This window comes from Paraburkholderia haematera (assembly GCF_905220975.1).
Classification (GTDB): Bacteria; Pseudomonadota; Gammaproteobacteria; order Burkholderiales; family Burkholderiaceae; genus Paraburkholderia; species Paraburkholderia haematera.
The window spans coordinates 228596-247997 of the sequence record NZ_CAJNBK010000003.1; the positions used below are offsets into that span (position 1 = coordinate 228596).

The window sequence follows — 19402 nt, forward strand, 5'->3', positions numbered from 1 at the left end:
CATGGCAGTCACCTGTCACACCGCCGGACGCTTCCAACATCCTAATACTACCGCCCCATGTCCCGCAGCCCGCAATTGTCGCGTCCTTTAGTCATTGCCGCAGTCATGGCCTCAATGGCGATGGTCGCCATCGAAGCCACCATCGTGTCCACCGCGATGCCGCAGATCGTCGCGCAACTCGGCGATCTGCATTTGTACAGCTGGGTCTTTTCGTCGTTCCTGCTGACGCAAACCGCCATGACCGTGGTCTTCGGCAAGCTAGCCGATCTCTATGGGCGCAAGCCGGTCATGCTCGCCGGCATCGCAATCTTTCTGCTCGGCTCGGTGCTGGCCGGCTTCGCCTGGTCGATGCCCGCCATGATCGTGTTCCGCCTCATTCAAGGCATCGGCGCTGGCGCGATCCAGCCGGTCACGCTGACCATCGTCGCGGATCTCTATCCGGCGCGCGAACGCGGCAAGGTGCAGGGTTATCTTGCCAGCGTGTGGGCCATTTCAGCGGTGGTCGGGCCGATGGTGGGCGGCTTCATCATTCACAACCTGTCGTGGGCGTGGATCTTCTGGATGAACGTGCCGATCGGCCTTGCCTCCGCAGCCGGCTTCATTGCGTTCCTGCGCGAATCGGAGCGGCATGCGCGTCCGTCGATCGACTTCGCGGGCGCGGCGCTGTTCATGGCGGCCATCGCGGCACTGATGATGGCGCTGACCTACGCCGGCGACGACGACATGGCCCGTGCCTCGCTCGCGGGCGGCGCGTTCGCGCTGTGCCTGCTGCTGTTCGTATTCCAGGAGCGCCGCGCGGCCGAGCCGATGATCTCGTTCGCACTCTGGAGCCGCCGGCCGATTGCCGCGTGCAATGCCGCCACCGTGCTGTCCGGCATGATCCTGATGGGCGCCACCACCTTCCTGCCGATGTATGTTCAGGGCGTGCTGCACCGCTCGCCCGTGGTCGCCGGTCTGGCACTCACGATGATGATGGTGGGCTGGCCGGCGGGCGCGACGCTCGCGGCGAAATCGTTTCACCGCATTGGCTTGCGGCGCATTCTGATCGGCGGCAGCGCATTCGTGCCGCTCGGCGCGTTTCTGCTCGTGTTCCTGCAGCCTGGCGGCTCGCCGCTCGTCGCGGCGTTCGGCTCGCTCATCATGGGCTTCGGCATGGGCACGTCGAGTGTCAGCTCGCTGGTACTGATTCAGGAAATCGTCGAGATGAACGAGCGCGGCAGCGCCACCGCATCGAATCTCTTTTCGCGCAATCTCGGCAGCACGCTGGGCGCGACGCTGTTCGGCGCGGTGCTCAACTTCGGGCTCAGTCACTCGAAGGACGTCGCCGTGGTCACCTCGGATCAACTGAAAGCGCTGCTGCAGAATCAGGTGGCGAGTCTCGCCGACAGCGACATGATTCGCATGGTGTTGCATCAGTCGCTGCATCTGACCTTCATCTCGATCTTCGCGATTGCGATTTTTGTGGTCGTGCTGCTGGGCTTCGTGCCTGCGGTCAATATCGGACCCGCGAAGAAGGTCCCGCTAGAAACGTTGTCGCCGCTTAAGGACTGAGCTTCGCTAAGCGCCGCCCGCGCGCAAGGCGGTGGCGAAGAAGTCGAGCGCCCGTTTGGCCGTTTGCGCATGCACCGCGTCGCGATCGACACCCGGATTGTCCTTGCAGATCGTCGCAAGACGTTCCATCGCGCCGGGAAGCAGGATCTGCCGGCACGGCGGCGCTCGCCCACAACAACGCCGCCGAACACGACGCGAGCGCGGCACAGCATGAACGAAGCATGGTTAGTCCTTGCGAATGGGGAGCATCCGATTCATCGCGTTCGGTGCCGGGCTTGATCTTGGCGCCAGGATAGCGGCCTCAGCGGCGGAAGATGGTGCAAGAGCTTTAGAAATTTTTCCGGGCGCGGGATGGCACGGCCGCGCGTCAATCACGGCCCCGGCAGAGCCCCATCATCCACGCATAGACCGCATCCACCGCCGCGGAGCGCGCCGGTTGGGCCGAACGCATCAACCAGAGCGGCGCGAGCGCGAATCCCGGCACCTGCGGCAAGATCTCGACGCGCCCGCTCGTCAATGCGTCCCCGGCGGTGAGCCGGGACACCATCGCGATGCCTGCCTCCTGCTCGGCCGCCGCCACGAGGATGCGCGGATCGTCGACCGTCATGGCACGCCGCGTGCGCAAACCGCCGCGCCTGAGCTCCGGCAACCATGGCGCCCACTCCGGACGCGGCTCGTGAACCAGCAAGGGGGCTTGCGTCAAAACGTCGGGAAAGGGGGCCGAACGCAGGCGGCGCGCGGTCATGGGCCCGCAGATAGCGATCGCCTCCTCGTCGAGCAAAGGTTCGCAGATCACTTCGGGCGTGCGGATTTCCTTGACGGACACGACCAGATCGACATCGACACGATCGATCTCGTTCACCTGGTCCCCGGTAATGAGCCAGATCTCGATGTTCGGCAACGCTGCCGAAAACGCCGGCATGCGCGGCATGATCCAACCCGTCGCAAACTGGGGCGCGCAATAGACGATCACCGAATCGGGATTGCCATACGGCTCGATGCGATCGCGTCCATCCGCAAGGGTCGTCATCGCCGACGTCACGGTCTGTGCATACAGCGCGCCAGCGGCCGTCAGCGCCACGCCGCGCCCGATCCGCCGGAACAGCGGCTGACCGGTCCATTCCTCGAGTTGCTGGATCTGATGGCTGATCGCCGATTGAGTCAGCGCCAGTTCCTGCGCGGCCCGCGTGAAGCTGCCAAGGCGCGCGGCAGCGTCGAAAGCGAGCAGGGCCTGCAGCGGGGGAAGTCTACGCATCGGGTCACCAAGGTCACGGCCAGCTATTAGAAATATCGATACTTCCAGCAAGATTCTTCGCTTTTCGCTGGAATATTGCCCCGCAATCATAGCGCCAGTTGCTCTTCACGCGCCGTCCGCTGCTTCAGCAGACATGAGAAATATTTGTGTGACGGCGCTCATTGAAACCGACCGGATCGACCTGCATGACCCAGAACCTGCCTCTGAACCTGAACGCTTTGCAGCCTGCCGCAACCACGTCGGCCGCCGTCGCGGACGCTGCGGCCGGCCAACCCGCCGCCCCCACCTATGCCGGCGTGCTGTCTTTCATGCGCCGGCCCTACACGCGCGATCTCACCGGGGTCGACGTGGCCATTTCGGGCATTCCGCTCGATCTCGCGACCACCTTCCGCCCCGGCACGCGCTTCGGCCCGGCGGGCATGCGCGCGGCCTCGGTACAGCTGGCCGAGCTGGGCGCGTTTCCGTGGGGCGTCGATCCGTTCGATCACCTCAACGTAGTCGACTACGGCGACTGCTGGTTCGACGCTCACAACCCGCTCGGCATTCGCGACGCGATCATCGCTCACGCCCGCGAGATTCTCGCGACCGGCACCCGCATGCTGACGCTCGGCGGTGATCACTACATCACTTACCCGCTGCTGGTCGCGCACGCCGAGAAATACGGCAAGCCGCTGAGCCTGATTCATTTCGACGCGCATTGCGACACGTGGCCGGACGACAACCCCGATTCGCTGAACCACGGCACGATGTTCTACAAGGCGATCCGTGAGGGGCTGATCGACCCCGCGCGTTCGGTGCAAGTCGGCATCCGCACCTGGAACGACGACTTCATGGGCGTGCGCATTCTCGACGCGCCATGGGTCCACCGCAATGGCACGCGGGCGACCATCGACGAAGTGCTGTCGATCGTCGGCGACGCGCCCACCTACCTCACCTTCGACATCGACTGCCTCGATCCGGCCTTCGCACCTGGCACAGGCACGCCCGTGGCAGGTGGTCTGAGTTCAGCGCAGGCGCTGGAAATCGTACGCGCGCTGGGCGCCGTCAATCTGGTGGGCGCGGACGTGGTGGAAGTGTCGCCGCCCTACGACCACAGCGACGTCACCGCCCTCGCCGCGGCCCACCTTGCCGCCGACATGTTGTGCCTGATGCGCAATCAGAAGCTGCAACGCCATCAGCGCATGTCAGACCACAACCGCTCCGTTGAACCCATCTCAGGATGACCACCATGCTCCCTACCCTCATGAAGCGGACGCCCGCCACACCAAGGCAGGCCGCGCCTATGCTGGCCGCGCTCTCGTTCTGCGCGATCTGCGCGTTTAGCGCCGCCGCGCATGCCGACGACAAGCAACTCAACCTGTATAACTGGGCCGACTACATCGCGAAAGACACGGTGCCGAACTTCGAGAAAGAGTCCGGCATTCACGTGCAATACGACGTCTACGATGGCGACGAAACCTTGCAGGCGAAACTGCTGACCGGTTCGACCGGCTACGACGTCGTGGTGCCGACCTCGAACTTCCTCGCCCAGCAGATCCAGGCCGGCATCTACCAGAAGCTCGACAAATCGAAACTGCCGAACCTGGTGAATCTCGACCGCAGTCTGCTGAAGCTGGTGGCTGACGCGGACCCCGGCAATCAATACGCGGTGCCGTGGGCGTGGGGCACCACGGGGCTCGGCTACAACGTCACACGTGTCAAAAAGATTCTCGGCAACGATGCGCCGCTCGATAACTGGGACATCCTCTTCAAACCCGAGTACCTGAGCAAGCTGAAGAGTTGCGGGGTGTCGGTGCTCGATGCGCCGACCGATGTATTCGCGGTCACGCTGCACTATCTCGGCCGCGATCCGAACAGCACGAATCCAGCCGACTATCAGGCCGCGTACGACGCGCTGAAGAAAATCCGCCCGTACATCACGCAGTTCAACGCGACAAGCTACATCAACGATCTCGCGGGCGACGACATCTGTTTTGCACTGAGCTGGTCGGGCGACGTGTCGATGGCGAGCCATCGCGCGCGTGAAGCCAATAAGAGTTACGAGGTCAAGTACTTCATTCCTCAAGGCGGCGCGCCGGTCTGGTTCGACATGATGGCGATCCCGAAAGATGCGCCGCATCCAGAAGCCGCGCTCAACTGGATCAACTACATCGAGCGCCCCGAAGTTCATGCAGGGATCACCAACGAGGTGTTCTATCCGAACGCGGATGCCGCCGCGCGCAAATTCGTGCGACCGGAAATTCTCAACGATCCGACCGTGTATCCGCCTGAGTCCGTGCTGAAAACGCTGTTTCTGCTCAAGCCGTTGCCGGCCCAGATCAAGCGCCTGGAAGGCAGGCTATGGGCGCAGTTGAAGACAGGGGGATAACGAGCCGGCGGCGTGAGGATCAGCCGCCTTTTGCGTATAGCGTCGACTCGGCGAATCCTTCGGCAGCGAGCACTTGTCCGACCAGAATCAGCGCCGTCCGCTCGATGTGGGTCGTCTGCACTTTGCCGACGATGTCGTCGAGCGTACCCGTGATCTTTTCCTCGTCCGGCCAGCTCGCACGATAGATCACGGCGATCGGACAATCACCGCCGTAATGCGGCCGCAATTCATCCACAATGCGCGCGAGATGGCGCACACCGAGGTGTATCGCCATCGTCGCGCGATGTCTCGCGAGGTCGGCGAGTTGTTCGCCTTCCGGCATCGTTGTTTTGCTGGCAAAGCGCGTGAGGATCAGCGTCTGCGAAATATTGGGCAACGTGAGTTCACAACCGAGCGTTGCCGCGCAGGCTGCGGTCGCCGTCACGCCGGGCACGATTTCGTAAGGAATGCCGAGTTCGCGAAGTCTGCGAATCTGCTCGCCGATCGCGCCATACAACGACGGGTCGCCGGAATGCACGCGCGCCACGTCCTGACCTTTGTCGTGCGCGGCCTTGAGTAAGGCGACGATCTGATCGAGGTCGAGCTCGGCGGTATTCACGACCTGCTCCGCGATATGCCCCTCCAGCACGGCGGCCGGCACCAGCGAGCCGGCGTACAGGATCACCGGGCAGCCGCGCACGAGGCGTTGCCCTTTCACTGTGATCAGTTCCGGGTCGCCGGGACCCGCGCCGATAAAAAACACCGTCATTCACAACTCCATGATTCGTTCGGCAAGCATGTCATGCATGCGTGCATGCTATGCGCCATTTAACCTGAGACCTGCAATGCTTCCAGCAGGTCGGCCACGCTTGCAAACTCACGATCGACCGCGGGCAACTCGGGGCGCCGCAGCATCACGACCGGCAAGCCGCGTTCGCGCGCGACTTCGAGTTTCGCTTCGGTAGCGCTGCCGCCGCTGTTCTTGCTGACGACGACATCGAACGCTTCCGCGCTAAAAAGCATTCGCTCGCCCTTGAGCGTAAACGGACCGCGTGTCGCCAGAATCCGCGCGCGTGGACTGCCTTCGTATGTGTCGAGGCAGCGTACCGTCCAGAACTGCTGTGGCGGGATTTCGTCGAGATGCGCAAGCGGTTCGCGACCGAGCGTAAAGAGCGGCCGATTGAACGGAGCGAGCGCGGCCGTGAGTTCGGCCCAATCGCCGACCATGCGCCAGTCGTCGCCGGCCTGCGGCTTCCAGCCCTGGCGGCGCAGCGCCCAGCACGGCACGCCCACCGCGCCGCTCGCTTTTGCGGCATTGGCGCTGATCTGCGCGGCGTACGGATGCGTTGCGTCGACCACGAGGCCGATACGTTCGTCCGCGATATAACGCGCCATACCTTCACTGCCACCAAAGCCGCCCACGCGCACGCCGCACGACAGATCGTCCGGCACCTTGCCGAGGCCCGCGAGACTGTACACGTGCCGAGAGCCGAGTTGTCTGGCGATCCGCAAAGCATCGCCGGTGCCGCCGAGCAACAGAACCCGCGTCATCGCGCGACTCCGATCAGATTGCCCTGGCGGTCAATCGCGAACATTTCGACCGCGACCTGCGGCGGCACGATATCGCGCGCGACAGCAAGCGCATGCCGGCAGACGATATCGCCGAGCGGCACGTGTTGCGCGTGCGCTAGCGCGACGGCTTGCTGACTCGTATTGGCTGCGAGGATCGCCGCCTGCAACGCGTCGTCTGCGCCATATGCGGCGGCCCATGTGGCAAGCCGTTCCAGATCGATGCTCGAATTGCGGCTATGCAAATCCAGGTGGCCGGCTGCCAGCTTGCTGAGCTTGCCGAAGCCGCCGCACACGCTCAGGCGCTCGACCGGTGCGCGCTTCATATGCTTGAGCACCGCGCCGACGAAGTCGCCCATTTCGATCAGCGCGATATCCGGCAGACCGTAGTGCGCGCGCATCGCGTCTTCACTTGCGTTGCCGGTGCAGGCCGCGATATGGAGATAACCGTTTGCACGCGCGACGTCGATACCCTGATGAATCGACGCGATATACGCCGAACACGAGAACGGCCGCACAATGCCCGTGGTGCCGAGAATCGACAAGCCACCGAGAATGCCGAGCCGCGGATTCATTGTTTTCAATGCGAGCGCTTCGCCACCTTCCACGCCGATCGCCACGTCGAAGCCGCCGGTGTATCCATGCTCCGCCGCGAGCTCCGTCAGGTGCTCGGTCATCATCTTGCGTGGCACGGGATTGATCGCGGGTTCGCCGACCGGCAGCGTGAGGCCCGCGCGCGTCACGGTGCCGACGCCTGGTCCCGCACGGAATAGCACACCGGGTTCGGCGATCAAGCGCACGCGGGCGAATACGATTGCGCCGTGCGTCACGTCGGGGTCGTCGCCTGCGTCTTTCACTGTGCCGGCTTCCGCGCCGTCCGCGGTCAGGCGGCAGAACACCAGAGGCATCGGTACATGCTGGCCCTTCGGCAACACGATCTCCGCAACCTCGCTGACAATACCCGCGAGCAACAGACGCGCGGCCGCGAGCGACGTCGCGGTGGCGCAACTGCCGGTCGTGTAGCCGCTACGCAGCGGCGCGGGTTGTTCGGGCGTTTCTTCGCGCATTACGGTCGGGGCAAGCCGGCTGGGGTAGATGTGCTGGGCTTGATCACTTCCAGCAGCGTAATCGGCAACGCCTGACGCCATGTATCGAAGCCGCCGAGCGGCTGCGCCTCGGCCAGCGCAATGCGGGTCAGCGTGCCGCCGTGCTGCTCCCGCCACGCCACGAGCGCCGCCTCGCCTTGCAAGGTCACCGCGTTGGCGACCAGTCTCCCGCCGTCGCGCAGACGCGCCCAGCAGGCGTCGAGCACGCCCGGCGCGGTCACGCCACCGCCGATGAACACGGCATCCGGCGCGGTCAATCCTCCCAGCGCCTCGGGCGCGCGGCCGGCCACCAGTTGCAAACCCGGCACGCCCAACGCATCGCGATTGTGTTCGATGAACCGCTGCCGCTCCGCGTGCCCTTCGATCGCGATCGCGCGGCAAGACGGATGCGCGCGCATCCATTCGATGCCGATCGAGCCGCTGCCCGCGCCCACATCCCAGAGCAATTCGCCGGGCGTCGGCGCGAGGCGCGCCAGCGTGATCGCGCGGACGTCGCGTTTGGTCAACTGACCGTCATGGCGAAAGGCGTCGTCGGGCAAGCCGGTGGTCAGCGGCAGACGCGGGGCGCCCTCCGTGGCACGGCATTCAAGCGCAATCAGGTTCAGCGCCGCCACCTCGCCCGCGGACCACTGGTCGGCGCGGCCATCGATACATCGCTCCCGATCGCCGCCCAAATGCTCCAGCACGGTCATCCGGGTCGCGCCGAAACCGCGCGCATTCAGCAGTTCGGCCAGCGCGGCGGGCGTGCGCCCATCGGCGCTCAGCACGAAGACGCGCGCGCCGTCGTGCAAATGCGCATTCAGCATCGGCAACGGCCGTCCCACCAGCGAAACGGTGGCGACATCCTGCAGCGGCCAGCCCAGCCGCGCGGCCGCCAGCGACAACGACGACGGCGCCGGCAGCACCCGCAACTCGCCAGCCGGCAACTGCCGCGCCAGCGTCGCGCCGACACCGAACAGCATCGGGTCGCCGCTCGCCAGCACACAGACGGACCCGCTGCGCTCCGCCAGCAAAGGCCCGAGATCGAACGGCTTCGGCCATGCCGCCCGGCGCGCGACCAGACGCGCCGGCAGCATGGCCAGATGACGCTCCCCCCCGTAGACCACCGACGCTTCCAGCAAAGCACGCCGCGCGGGCCTCCCCAAGCCGGCGAAGCCGTCATCGCCTATACCCACCACGGTCAGCCACGCCGGCATGCATCCATCCTCATTCTGTATCTTCAAATAATGCGCTGTGCCACGCCGGTTAAAGCGTCCAGCCTCGTTGTGCTGTTCGAAAAAAGGCATAATACAGCCGCCGGTGCCCTTCGGGGCCGAAGAGGGAACACAGTGCCACTGTGGCTGCCCCCGCAACTGTATGCAGCGAGTCCGCCTGCGCTCCGCGCCACTGGTTCGACCGGGAAGGCCGCGGCGGACGCTGACCTGCCAGCCAGGAGACCTGCCGGCCAGACTGTTCGTGCCAGCCTACATCGGGCGGGGTGTACCGATGCCGCAGCAACGCCCGCTGGGCGGCGCTCGGGCCGTCGCGCGACGCTCAACCCGGTGTCCGTCTTGAATCAAGCTTCGCCCTCCACTGCTTTGCCCGACGCGGCCCGCGCGCTGCGGCCCTCGGCGTGTCCGGGGCTGCTGCGCATCGTCGCCGCGCGCGATGGTGGAATCTGCCGGATCAAATTGCCCGGCGGCGAGCTGAGCGCGGCGCAAGCTGTGGTGATCGCCGACGTCAGCGAGCGGCATGCGGCCGGCGTGGTTGAACTCACGAATCGCGCGAATCTGCAGGTGCGTGGCGTGCGCGGTGGGCATGAAACGGCGCTGATCGCGGCGCTGATCGAGGCGGGTCTTGGACCGGTTCCGGCGACGCGTGCAGCGGACGCTTCAAAAACACCATCGACGGCCACACAACAAGCGCCTGGCCCGCTATCAGCGACCGCTGCGGACGATGTGCGCAATCTGATGACGAGCCCGACTGCCGGGCGCGATCCATTTGCGCTCGTCGACACAAGACCGCTCAGCATCGACCTGCTCACCCTGCTGCAAACCGAAGCACGTTTCGCGGCGCTATCGCCCAAATTCGCGCTACTGCTCGACGGCGGCGAACGCCTGGCCAGGCTCGATCATCCGCATGATGTCTGGCTGGCGGCGACGCAATCGGAAGACGGTGTGCGATTTGTGTTTGGTCTGGCCGGTTGTCCGACTGGGGCGGCAAGCGCGAACGCGGATGCGGATACCGATGCATTCCGGCATGCCGAATACGCCGACTCGCACGACTCCACCGCGCGTCCTCGCACGGATAGCACCGGCGCCCTCGCAGCCGTGCTGCCATCGCAAGTCGCCGTCCTTGTTCGCGCGCTCTTGCACACGTTCCTCGATCTGGCCGCCGCCGATGTTACGCGCATGCGTCATCAGCTTGCCACGCATTCTGTCAATGCGCTTTTGCAGCACGCTCAATCGTATGTCGACTTCCCACTGTCACGCGACACCTCACTCGCAAACTGGCAACGCGGCACGCCTGCCGACGCCACGTTACGACTCGGCGCGCACGCTCAACGCGTAGTGGGAATGCTGCACGTAGGCGGCCAACCGCCGCTCGGACGCCTCAACGCCGCAGGCTTGCGTGGCCTCGCCGCACTCGCGCAACAGCGAGGCAACGGCACACTGCGCATGACGCCCTGGCAAAGCGTATTGCTGCCCGATATCGCCGCCAATGCCGCGCCCGCCGTGCTCGCTGAAATGAACGCGCTAGGCCTCGCCTGCGATCCCGCGCAGCCCATTACGCATCTGATCGCCTGCGCCGGTTCCACAGGCTGTGCAAAAGGCCTCGCCAATACCAAAGCCGACGCGCTGCTTCTAGCCGAGCGCTTGCCCGACGGCGTCGACGTCCATCTGAGCGGCTGTCCGCGCTCATGCGCCGCCGCACATTGCGCGCCCTACACGCTGCTGGCGGCAGCGCCCGGCATCTACGACCTTTATCGACGCGACGGCCAGCCGGATTTCGGCTCGTGCGTCGCACGCCAACTCACGATCGACCAGGCCGCCGACCTGCTCGGCCAATTGGCACACCCGGCCCGGAGCCCTTCAGATGCTTGATTACATTCGCGACGGTCAGGAGATCTATCGCCAATCCTTCGCGACGATACGCGCGGAGGCCGACCTCTCGCGCATTCCCGCCGATCTCGAGAAACTCGCGGTACGCGTGATCCACGCCTGCGGCATGGTCGACGTCATTGAAGACCTGCGGTTTTCCGCAGGCGCAGGTGTTGCGGGCCGCACGGCGCTGGCACAAGGTGCGCCGATTCTGTGCGACGCCGGCATGGTGGCGCAAGGCATCACGCGCGCACGGCTGCCAGCGAACAACGAAGTGATCTGCACGCTCACGCATCAGGACGTACCCGGGCTCGCGCGCGAACTCGGCAATACGCGCTCGGCGGCCGCGCTCGAATTGTGGCGGCCGCATCTGGCCGGCAGCGTGGTCGTGATCGGCAACGCGCCGACCGCTCTCTTTCATCTGCTCGATATGCTCGATGCCGGTGCGCCGAGGCCCGCGTTGATACTCGGTTTTCCGGTCGGTTTTGTCGGCGCGGCCGAATCGAAAGCGATGCTGGCCGAAGACAGCCGCGGCGTGCCCTACGTCGTGGTTCACGGTCGACGCGGCGGCAGCGCGATGGCCGCCGCCGCTGTGAACGCGCTGGCGACGGAGGTCGAGTAAATGACCGTGCGAGGACGTTTGTTCGGACTGGGCGTCGGCCCCGGTGACCCGGAACTCATCACACTGAAAGCGCTGCGATTGCTGAAAGCGGCACCCGTGGTCGCGTATTTCGTCGCGAAGGGTAAGAAGGGCAACGCCTTCAGCATCATCGAAGCGCATCTGCATGACGCGCAACAGCATCTGCCGCTCGTTTATCCCGTCACGACCGAAGCGCTCGAGCCGCCGCTTTCGTATGAAGCGATCATCGCGGACTTCTATGACACCGCCGCGCAGATCGTCGCCGGCCATCTCGACGCAGGCCGCGATGTCGCGGTGATTTGCGAAGGCGATCCGTTTTTCTACGGCTCGTATATGTATTTGCACGACCGGCTCGCGCCGCGTTTCGAGGCCGAAGTCGTGCCCGGTGTGTGCTCGATGCTCGGCGGCGCGGCCGTACTCGGTTCGCCGCTGGTGTATCGCAATCAGAGTTTGTCGGTGCTCTCCGGCGTCTTGCCCGAGGACGAATTGCGCCGGCGTCTTGCCGATGCGGACGCGGCGGTCATCATGAAACTCGGCCGCAATTTCGATAAGGTGCGGCGCGTGCTCGGCGAACTGGGGCTCGCGCATCGCGCGCTTTACGTCGAACGCGCGACCATGGGCAATCAGCGCATCGTGCCGCTCGCCGAAGTCGATCCGATGGCCTCGCCGTATTTTTCGCTGCTCGTGGTGCCGGGGGAAAAATGGCAAGGTTGACGCTCCCGGCAATTGTGATTCTTGGCGCGGGCGCGTTGGAAACCGCACGGCGTGTCCAGATGCTGTACGCAGGTAGCCAGGTGCATGCCTTACAGGGACGTGCCGAAGCTGACGTCTCGTACCCGGAGCTTCGCACGCATCTGTGCGATCTGTATGCGCGCGGCACGCCGATCATTGCGCTGTGCGCCGCCGGGATCGTGATTCGCTGCGTGGCGCCGTTGCTGTCGAATAAGGGTGTCGAGCCGCCGGTACTGGCCGTTGCAGAAGATGGCAGTGCGGTCGTGCCATTACTCGGCGGCCTTGCGGGCGTCAATGTGATGGCGCGCGAGATTGCCGCTGAGTTGGCTGTGTCGCCGGCGATTACGACGAGCGGCGAATTGCGCTTCGGAACGTGTGTGCTCAATCCGCCTGAAGGTTATGCGCTTGCCGATATCGCGCAAGGCAAGCGCTTTGTGTCGGATCTGCTGGCCGGAGAAAGCACGCGCATTGAAGGCGAAGCGCCTTGGCTGGACGATGCGCAATTGCCGCGCTCGGAATCGGCACGTCTGGCGATTCGCGTGACGCCGCATGCGTGGGATGGGCGGGATAATGAGTTGGTGATTCATCCGCGGAGCGTGGTGGCGGCGGTGACGGGTGCGGGTGTGCGTTCTGCTGCGAACGCGGACCTCGGCGTAGATTTCGGTTCGAATGCTGATGCTGATACGCGCTCAACTGCGGATGAGGCCCCCAGCGCATGTTCCGGTTCAAATGAGCCGACGCATTCAGGCGTCCAAATCGCTGCGCTGGTTCGCGAGGCCTTGGACGCGCACGGTCTTGCGACACTCTCGCTCGCGGCACTGCTGGCTTCTGCCGACCACATGGCGGACCCGGCGCTCGCCGAAGCCGCAGTAAGCCTGAACGTGCCGCTGCGCTTTGCCCAGCCGCGTCCGGAAGACGGCGAGCCGCCGAGCAATGTACTGCATGCCGCGCTGCGCGTCCCTTATCAAACGCTGCATGACGACGCCGACACCGGCGTTGCACTCGCGCTAGCAGCATTGGCAATCGACCCCAACACGATTGGCCGCGCACGAGGCCGCTTGACGGTGATCGGTCTCGGCCCCGGCAGTGCCGACCTGATGGTGCCTGCCGCTCGAATAGCGCTGAACGAAGCCACCGATATCCTCGGTTACGAAACCTACGTGAAAATGGCCGGCCCCTTACGCGCCGATCAGCGCGTACACGGCACGGACAATCGCGAGGAGATGCAGCGGGCGCGTCACGCGTTCGAACTCGCGAGCACCGGACGCTCAGTCGTGATGGTGTCGTCTGGCGATCCTGGCGTGTTTGCGATGGCGGCTGCGGTACTGGAGGCGCTCGAAGAAGGCGGTGCGACGAACGCTGACTGGCGCGCGGTCCAACTTGCCATCGTGCCGGGCGTGTCCGCCGCCATGGCGACCGCGGCGCAAGCCGGCGCACCATTGGGTCACGACTTCTGCATGCTGTCGTTATCCGACAATCTGAAGCCGTGGAGCATCATCGAAAGGCGCCTCAGGCATGCGGCCGAAGCCGATCTGGTGATGGCGTTCTACAACCCGATCTCCCGCGCACGGCCATGGCAATTGGATAAAGCGCTGGACATCGTGCGGGAATACCGCGCGGCGGCGACGAAAATCGTGCTCGGCCGCGATATCGGCAGACCGGGCAGCACGCTGCGTACGATCACGCTCGGCGAACTGCGCTCGTCGGACGTGGATATGCGCACGATGGTGATCGTGGGATCGTCGACGACGCGGGGGTTTGCTAACGGCGTCGACGGTGGCGAGTGGGTTTATACCCCGCGGTGGTATGAGTGAGCCGTTAGCGGCAAAGGGGTGCAAGCCCCCTACGCCGCCACCTTCAGATCCTCAATCGCACGCTGCCTGACACCCAGATCGTCCCAAAGCTCCGGATGGCACGTGAACACCAGAATCTGGTGCCGCGTAGCCGCATCGATCAGCGCGCGCTTGATCGCATCGCGCCGCGCCGCGTCGGTATGCACAGCGGCATCGTCGAGCATCAGCAAGGTCGGACGGCCCGATGCCTTCAACAGATCCGCATACGCCAGCCGCGTCAAGATACCGAGTTGCTCCCGCGTTCCAAAGCTCAACGCGTCGAGCGTATCCGCACGGCCATAACGATCCAGCGTCGCGGGACTCAGATCGTCGCCGAGTGCAATCGTCGACTGCGGGAAAATCCGCTTCAGGTAGTGCCCAAGGCGCTCGGTCAGCGGCGCACGCAATTGCGCCACCGCTGCATCGCGTTCGTCGACGAGCACCTCGTCGAGCAGACTCAACGCGCTCGCCCGCAAGCTGAGTTCGTCCTTGCGGCGCGTGGCTTGTTCGACCGAAGCCTTCACGGTAGCGAGATGTTCTCCGAGCCCGGACGCCCCCACTGTCTCCAGTTGACTGCGCAATTGCGTGATCCGCAGTTGCCGCTCGCGCTGCTCGGTGCGCGCGAGTTCCGCCGACGCAAGATAGCGTTTCGCTTCAGCCGCCGGGTCGTCGAGACGCGCCGCTTCCAGTTCGCGCTCCCTTCCTTCGAGTTGCTTTTTCAGCGCCTCAACCTGCACACGCTGCTCGACGATTTTCGTCTGCCACTGCGCACGGTTGCGGCGAAACGCTTCGTCGCTCAGTTGGGCTTCCTTCCGCTGCAACTGACCGGCGAGCGATTCTGTCGTAGCCGTGGCGGTGGATTTGCTTTCCGCCGCCAGCCCCAGCACTTTTCTGGCGGCTTCCAACGCATCGCGCGCGATATCGGCATTACGGCGAGCCTCATCGAGCGGAGGCGCTCCGGACACGTCGGGCAATAGAGCCAAGCGCTCATTCGATGTTTTCAGCCGTGCGGCGGCGGAAGCCAACGCGGCACGCAGCGTATCGATGCCTTGCGGTGCATGCACCTCAAGAATCTTCGCCTGACTTTTCTGCTGCGCGATCAGCGCCTTCCACTGCTCGTGCCTCGCCTCGGCCTCGCCCAGCGACGCCACGCCCAGCGCCTGCAACACCTGCGCATGCCGGGCTTCGAGCGACGCCAGTTCGGACAACTGTGCCGGCAGATCGGAAACACCCGGAATCACGCGCAATTCGCCGATCTCGCCAAGACCGATCAGCTTCTCCTCATCGAGTCGCAGCACGCCCTCGCCACTGATCTTCGCATCGCCGACGGTAATCTCGCCATTCAACCGGTATTCGATGCGCGTCATCGCCGCTTCGGTCCGCGCGCGCAGCACGGTCAACTCGGCATCGAGTGATTGGAGCCGCTTCAGTTGCGCAGCGTCGATTTCGACTGCCGCTGCTGCGCGTGTCGCCTCCAGCACGGCGTCGTTTGCCTTGCCGGCGGCTGCGATAGCTGTTTCAAGCCGCTCGCTCTCCGTGCGATGCATTGCAATCTGACTGCGCAAATCGCCCGCGGTCACCGCGGCATTCGCCAGTTCGAGCGCGCGGCCGGCGTCGGCGTACACCTGTTCGAATTGCACGACGCTCGACTGCGCCTGCGCATGTTCGTTCTGTACAACCGACACGTTGGCTCGCGCAGCGTCGAGTTGCTGCCGATCGCGTGCCACGGCCGTTTCGAGTTCGTTCGCTGCCTGTTCCTGCTGCAAGGAAAGCGCCTGTTCCGCCTCGCTCAATTGCAGCGACTTCGAGAGCGTCTCAAGACGACGCTCAAGTTCCGCCGCGGCATCGGCGCGCCGTTGCGCCTGCACGGCTTTCTGCTCATGAAGCTCCCAGGCGCGCTTGCCTTGTGCGTCGTCGAACGCTTGCTGCTGCCCGGCGAGGCGCACGATGTTCTCGTCGAACTGCTGGCGCTGCTGCTCAAGCTCGTCGCGCTCGACGATCAGCGTCGCCAGCGCCTGTTCGGCCTCGGCCAGCGGCCCGGTGGACTTCTGCGTACGCGCAGTGAGCAGTTGCCGGAGTTCGCGCTGCACGGCCGCGATCAGCGCGTCCTCGCCAGCGGATTCGCTGCTGCCCGAGAGCTGCGAAAGCGCATCGCGCAGATACTGCGCCGCGTGCCCCGTGGAATCGCGCACCTCCTGGGTGCCGCCTTGTTGCACCCACAACAAACCGGGCACGCCGGCGTTTTCCGCCTTGAGCGGCCCGCGTGCGGCACGCGAAAAACCGAGCAACGAGGCGAGCTTGTCTTCGGCTTCATCTTCGCCGAATACCGCCTGGCCAATTTTCAGCTCGCAGCGCTGCCGGGTGACAAACTGTTTCGACAGCCTGCACGCCGTGCCGTCCATATTGAACGTCACTTCAACCGAAGGCTGACCGCTCGCCTTGCTCCACGGCAGCAGGTCTTTCAGATGCGAAGCCTTGTAGCGTTCGAGGAACACCGCTCGCACGGCTTCGGCGATCGTGCTCTTGCCGGCTTCGTTCGGGCCGGTGAACAGGTTGAGCCCGGGCTCCAGATTGTCGATCACGAGCCGGCCGGTGAACTGCTTGAACTCCTGAATCGCGATACTTTCCAGCTTCATGCGGACCTCGCTTCACGCGGCAGTTCACGTTGAAAACGCGCGAGGAGCAACAACGCCTCCGCCGCCCGCTTGACCTGTTGCGGATCGGACTGCGGGTCCTCCTGCAGACCACGCAGGCGCGCCACCACTTTCGCGAGGTAGCCGCTTTGCGCGCCGAGTTCGGCGAGGTCGTCGGCGGTGGGCAGCACTTGCAGGCCGCTCAGATCGACGCGTAGCGCGCGCACCCGCGCGCGGGTCTCTTCCACCGCGACGTGAATCGCTTCGGCCTCGGCCAGCGCAGTTGTACCGCTGACGGTGAGCCGCAGCACGTCGTGACTGTCTAACGCGCTGAGGCGCGTCTTGAGCGAATCCACATCGGTCGGCACCGAGATCGTCTCTTCCCAGCGGTGCCAACGATATTGACCCACCCGCACCGGCTCGACTGCCGGCACGGCGCCAGCCTCGGCTAGCGTGACGTCGAGCACGAAGCCAGGGTCGTTAGCGCGGAAACGGTCCTGCTCGTGAGTGCCTGCGTACCAGGTGCGCTCATCGACACGCAAATGACCATGCCAGTCGCCGAGCGCGAGATAGTCCAGACGCGCACTTGCGGCTCGCGTCGGCGCGATCGGGTTCGACGAATCGATGCCCTCCTGCAGAATCCCGCTCACGCTGCCATGCGCAAGCCCGATGCGGTGATAGCCGTTCGGCGTCTCCGTGGTGTCGAAGAAACCGGTTGTGTCGTCGTAAGTAATACGTTGCGTAAGCGGCGCACAGAGCAACGCGCATTGGCAGGCATCGAGCGTCACCACGCCGGGTTCGAGCACCACCCGCACGTTCGGCGCGATGCAGTTCAGGCGCTGCGCACGGGTCCACACGCTCTCGACCAGCGCGGCATCGTGATTGCCGGGCAGCATGATCCACGGCCCGGAAAACGCTTGCAGCGCGCCGAACAGACGGCGGATCACCGTGTCCGAGACAGTCTGCAGGTCGAATACGTCGCCCGCGACCAGCACGGCGTCGACCTTGCGCGCCGCCGCTTCCTCAGCGATCCGGCGCACGGTGTCGAAGCGCGCTTGCGCGAGGTGCGCGGCTTCGTCCGGCTCGAACTGGCCGAATTGCGTCCCTATCTGCCAGTCCGCAGTGTGCAGAAACCTGATCAATGTGCCTCCGTTCCGTTCAATTGCATCGTCGCTCAACGCGCGTTCGGCGCTCATGTTACCGCGCCGGTGGGCCAAAGAATGTCCCAAGCCGGCACCACAAGGCCGCAATGGCGGCGCTACACTCGCGTTTCTGGACGAGCATGTCAATCGCATCGCAACATTTCAATCCAATTGAACCCCGCTGCCCCGCTGCCGATGAACAAAGAAACCGAACTGAAGAAGGCCAAGCGCACCCCGTTGCTGCTGCTCGCGGCCGCCGCCTGCGTATTCGTCGTCACGGCTTTCATGCCGCGCGGCATCTGGGTGGACGGCATCAAGGCAATCGCCGAAGCCGCCATGGTCGGCGCGCTCGCCGACTGGTTCGCCGTGGTCGCGCTGTTTCGCCGTGTGCCGATCCCGATCGTCTCCACGCACACCGCGATCATTCCGAAGAACAAGCACAAGATCGCCGACAACCTCGCGGTGTTCGTGCAGGACAAGTTTCTGGACGTGCCGTCGCTGGTGGGGCTGATCCAGAAACACGACCCGGCGCAAAGCATCACCGGCTGGCTGACCCAGCCGGCCAATACCGCGCGTCTGGGCGACTATGTGGTCAAACTGACGAGCGGCATTCTCGAATTGACCGACGACGTGCGCATTCAGGTCTTCATCAAGGACGCGTTGCGCAACATGCTGGCCAAAGTCGATCTGTCACACTCCATGGGCACGATTCTCGACACGCTCACCAAAGACGGCCGTCACCAGGAACTGCTCGACGCCGGCATCGAACAGGTCGTCACCCTGCTGCGCGAACCGCAGGCGCGCGAGTTTATCGCCGAGCGCATTGTCGAGTGGGTGAAGAGCGAATATCCGAAGATGGAGATGATCCTGCCGTCGGCGTGGCTCGGCGAAAAAGGCGCGGAAGCGATCGCCAATGCGGTGAACCGGATGCTCGAGCAGATCAGCGAGAACCCCACGCATCAGTTGCGCCAGAAATTCGACGACGCGGCGCAGAAGCTGATCGTCAAGCTCAAGAGCGATCCGGCGTTCCTGCAGAAAAGTGAGGAGCTGAAACGTTATCTGGTGGAAGGCGAAGCGCTGAGCACGTATGTGAAGGACATGTGGGGCGAATTGCGCGCGTGGCTCAAGCGCGATCTGCAAAGCAGCGATTCGGCCCTGCACGCCAGAGTGATGGCGATGGGTCAATGGGTAGGCCGCGAACTCGCACACGACCCCGCGCTGCGCCAGTCGCTGAACGATCACCTGGAAGAAGCGGCGCGTGCCATGGCTCCGGATTTTGCCCAGTTCCTCACGCGCCACATCAGCGATACAGTGAAAAACTGGGACGCGCGCGAAATGTCACGTCAGATCGAGTTGAACATCGGCAAGGATTTGCAGTACATCCGCATCAACGGGACGATTGTGGGCGGCTTTATCGGTCTGCTGCTGTATGCGAGTTCGCGGCTGTTCGAACTGCTGCGTTTGCACATGGGCTAGGGGATACGGACCGCCACACGCCAAAGCGCCTACAATCCG

General features: G+C 64.5%; 16 protein-coding genes and 1 riboswitch. Of the genes, 8 read left to right on the top strand and 8 right to left on the bottom strand.

Annotation, left to right across the window (positions count from 1 at the left end; all coding sequences use genetic code 11):
• The first annotated feature begins 57 nt into the window (after positions 1-57).
• Entirely contained in the window at positions 58-1551 is a 1494-nt protein-coding gene (locus KHO23_RS08335; RefSeq protein WP_211610534.1) for an MDR family MFS transporter, read from the top strand.
• Between the two features lie 6 nt (positions 1552-1557).
• Here KHO23_RS08335 and KHO23_RS35395 read toward each other — a convergent pair whose 3' ends face one another.
• Positions 1558-1680 (bottom strand): hypothetical protein, encoded by a 123-nt coding sequence (locus tag KHO23_RS35395; RefSeq protein WP_268963881.1) that lies wholly within the window; start codon positions 1678-1680, stop codon positions 1558-1560.
• A 238-nt stretch (positions 1681-1918) separates the two neighbouring features.
• Positions 1919-2806, bottom strand: coding sequence for a LysR substrate-binding domain-containing protein (locus KHO23_RS08340; RefSeq protein ID WP_211610535.1), 888 nt, complete (start codon positions 2804-2806; stop codon positions 1919-1921).
• Positions 2807-2991: 185 nt separating this feature from the next.
• Between KHO23_RS08340 and speB the strand changes: the two genes are divergently transcribed.
• Entirely contained in the window at positions 2992-4029 is a 1038-nt protein-coding gene (gene speB / locus KHO23_RS08345) for an agmatinase (protein WP_236066748.1), read from the top strand.
• Positions 4030-4088: 59 nt separating this feature from the next.
• Positions 4089-5174, top strand: coding sequence for a polyamine ABC transporter substrate-binding protein (locus KHO23_RS08350; protein ID WP_211610794.1), 1086 nt, complete (start codon positions 4089-4091; stop codon positions 5172-5174).
• Positions 5175-5193: 19 nt separating this feature from the next.
• Here the strand turns inward: KHO23_RS08350 and cobM are convergent, their stop codons facing one another.
• Genes cobM through cbiE form a run of 4 tightly spaced genes read right to left on the bottom strand, consistent with a single transcriptional unit; the run spans position 5194 to position 9024 of the window.
• A complete protein-coding gene (gene cobM / locus KHO23_RS08355; protein ID WP_211610536.1) occupies positions 5194-5922 on the bottom strand; it encodes a precorrin-4 C(11)-methyltransferase in 729 nt (242 codons plus the stop codon).
• Between the two features lie 59 nt (positions 5923-5981).
• On the bottom strand, positions 5982-6704 hold the full coding sequence (locus KHO23_RS08360) for a cobalt-precorrin-6A reductase (protein WP_211610537.1): 723 nt from the start codon (positions 6702-6704) through the stop codon (positions 5982-5984).
• The gene (locus tag KHO23_RS08365; protein WP_211610538.1) at positions 6701-7789 is read right to left on the bottom strand and encodes a cobalt-precorrin-5B (C(1))-methyltransferase; all 1089 of its coding nucleotides are present in this window, start codon (positions 7787-7789) and stop codon (positions 6701-6703) included. The genes KHO23_RS08360 and KHO23_RS08365 overlap by 4 nt, the downstream gene beginning before the upstream one ends.
• Positions 7789-9024: a precorrin-6y C5,15-methyltransferase (decarboxylating) subunit CbiE gene (gene cbiE / locus KHO23_RS08370; protein WP_211610539.1), complete on the bottom strand. Its 1236-nt coding sequence runs from the start codon at positions 9022-9024 to the stop codon at positions 7789-7791. The genes KHO23_RS08365 and cbiE overlap by 1 nt, the downstream gene beginning before the upstream one ends.
• 84 nt (positions 9025-9108) lie before the next feature.
• Positions 9109-9287: riboswitch (cobalamin riboswitch) on the top strand.
• Positions 9288-9369: 82 nt separating this feature from the next.
• Between cbiE and KHO23_RS08375 the strand changes: the two genes are divergently transcribed.
• The 4 genes from KHO23_RS08375 to cobJ are packed head-to-tail and all read left to right on the top strand — an operon-like array spanning position 9370 to position 14094.
• Positions 9370-10911, top strand: a complete 1542-nt coding sequence (locus KHO23_RS08375) for an oxidoreductase (protein ID WP_211610540.1) — start codon at positions 9370-9372, stop codon at positions 10909-10911.
• Entirely contained in the window at positions 10904-11530 is a 627-nt protein-coding gene (locus tag KHO23_RS08380) for a precorrin-8X methylmutase (protein WP_211610541.1), read from the top strand. The genes KHO23_RS08375 and KHO23_RS08380 overlap by 8 nt, the downstream gene beginning before the upstream one ends.
• Positions 11531-12262, top strand: a complete 732-nt coding sequence (locus KHO23_RS08385) for a precorrin-2 C(20)-methyltransferase (protein ID WP_211610542.1) — start codon at positions 11531-11533, stop codon at positions 12260-12262.
• Positions 12250-14094: a precorrin-3B C(17)-methyltransferase gene (gene cobJ / locus KHO23_RS08390; protein WP_211610543.1), complete on the top strand. Its 1845-nt coding sequence runs from the start codon at positions 12250-12252 to the stop codon at positions 14092-14094. Before KHO23_RS08385 ends, cobJ begins: the two co-directional genes overlap by 13 nt.
• A gap of 29 nt (positions 14095-14123) precedes the next feature.
• On the opposite strand, the gene KHO23_RS08395 is transcribed toward cobJ, so the two are convergent.
• Both KHO23_RS08395 and KHO23_RS08400 read right to left on the bottom strand, forming a co-directional pair.
• A complete protein-coding gene (locus KHO23_RS08395) occupies positions 14124-16748 on the bottom strand; it encodes an AAA family ATPase (protein ID WP_211610544.1) in 2625 nt (874 codons plus the stop codon).
• Entirely contained in the window at positions 16745-17887 is a 1143-nt protein-coding gene (locus KHO23_RS08400; RefSeq protein ID WP_211610795.1) for a metallophosphoesterase family protein, read from the bottom strand. The genes KHO23_RS08395 and KHO23_RS08400 overlap by 4 nt, the downstream gene beginning before the upstream one ends.
• Before the next feature lie 195 nt (positions 17888-18082).
• Between KHO23_RS08400 and KHO23_RS08405 the strand changes: the two genes are divergently transcribed.
• A complete protein-coding gene (locus tag KHO23_RS08405; RefSeq protein ID WP_211610545.1) occupies positions 18083-19363 on the top strand; it encodes a DUF445 domain-containing protein in 1281 nt (426 codons plus the stop codon).
• The last annotated feature ends 39 nt before the right edge of the window (positions 19364-19402 follow it).

Coding starts and splice junctions, on each gene's coding strand:
- KHO23_RS35395 (WP_268963881.1), bottom strand. CDS start 1,680: ATGGAACGTCTTGCGACGATCTGCAAGGACAATCCGGGTGTCGATCGC.
- speB (WP_236066748.1), top strand. CDS start 2,992: ATGACCCAGAACCTGCCTCTGAACCTGAACGCTTTGCAGCCTGCCGCA.
- KHO23_RS08340 (WP_211610535.1), bottom strand. CDS start 2,806: ATGCGTAGACTTCCCCCGCTGCAGGCCCTGCTCGCTTTCGACGCTGCC.
- cobJ (WP_211610543.1), top strand. CDS start 12,250: ATGGCAAGGTTGACGCTCCCGGCAATTGTGATTCTTGGCGCGGGCGCG.
- cobM (WP_211610536.1), bottom strand. CDS start 5,922: ATGACGGTGTTTTTTATCGGCGCGGGTCCCGGCGACCCGGAACTGATC.
- KHO23_RS08385 (WP_211610542.1), top strand. CDS start 11,531: ATGACCGTGCGAGGACGTTTGTTCGGACTGGGCGTCGGCCCCGGTGAC.
- KHO23_RS08365 (WP_211610538.1), bottom strand. CDS start 7,789: ATGCGCGAAGAAACGCCCGAACAACCCGCGCCGCTGCGTAGCGGCTAC.
- KHO23_RS08335 (WP_211610534.1), top strand. CDS start 58: ATGTCCCGCAGCCCGCAATTGTCGCGTCCTTTAGTCATTGCCGCAGTC.
- KHO23_RS08350 (WP_211610794.1), top strand. CDS start 4,089: ATGCTGGCCGCGCTCTCGTTCTGCGCGATCTGCGCGTTTAGCGCCGCC.
- KHO23_RS08360 (WP_211610537.1), bottom strand. CDS start 6,704: ATGACGCGGGTTCTGTTGCTCGGCGGCACCGGCGATGCTTTGCGGATC.
- KHO23_RS08380 (WP_211610541.1), top strand. CDS start 10,904: ATGCTTGATTACATTCGCGACGGTCAGGAGATCTATCGCCAATCCTTC.
- KHO23_RS08405 (WP_211610545.1), top strand. CDS start 18,083: ATGAACAAAGAAACCGAACTGAAGAAGGCCAAGCGCACCCCGTTGCTG.
- KHO23_RS08395 (WP_211610544.1), bottom strand. CDS start 16,748: ATGAAGCTGGAAAGTATCGCGATTCAGGAGTTCAAGCAGTTCACCGGC.
- cbiE (WP_211610539.1), bottom strand. CDS start 9,024: ATGCCGGCGTGGCTGACCGTGGTGGGTATAGGCGATGACGGCTTCGCC.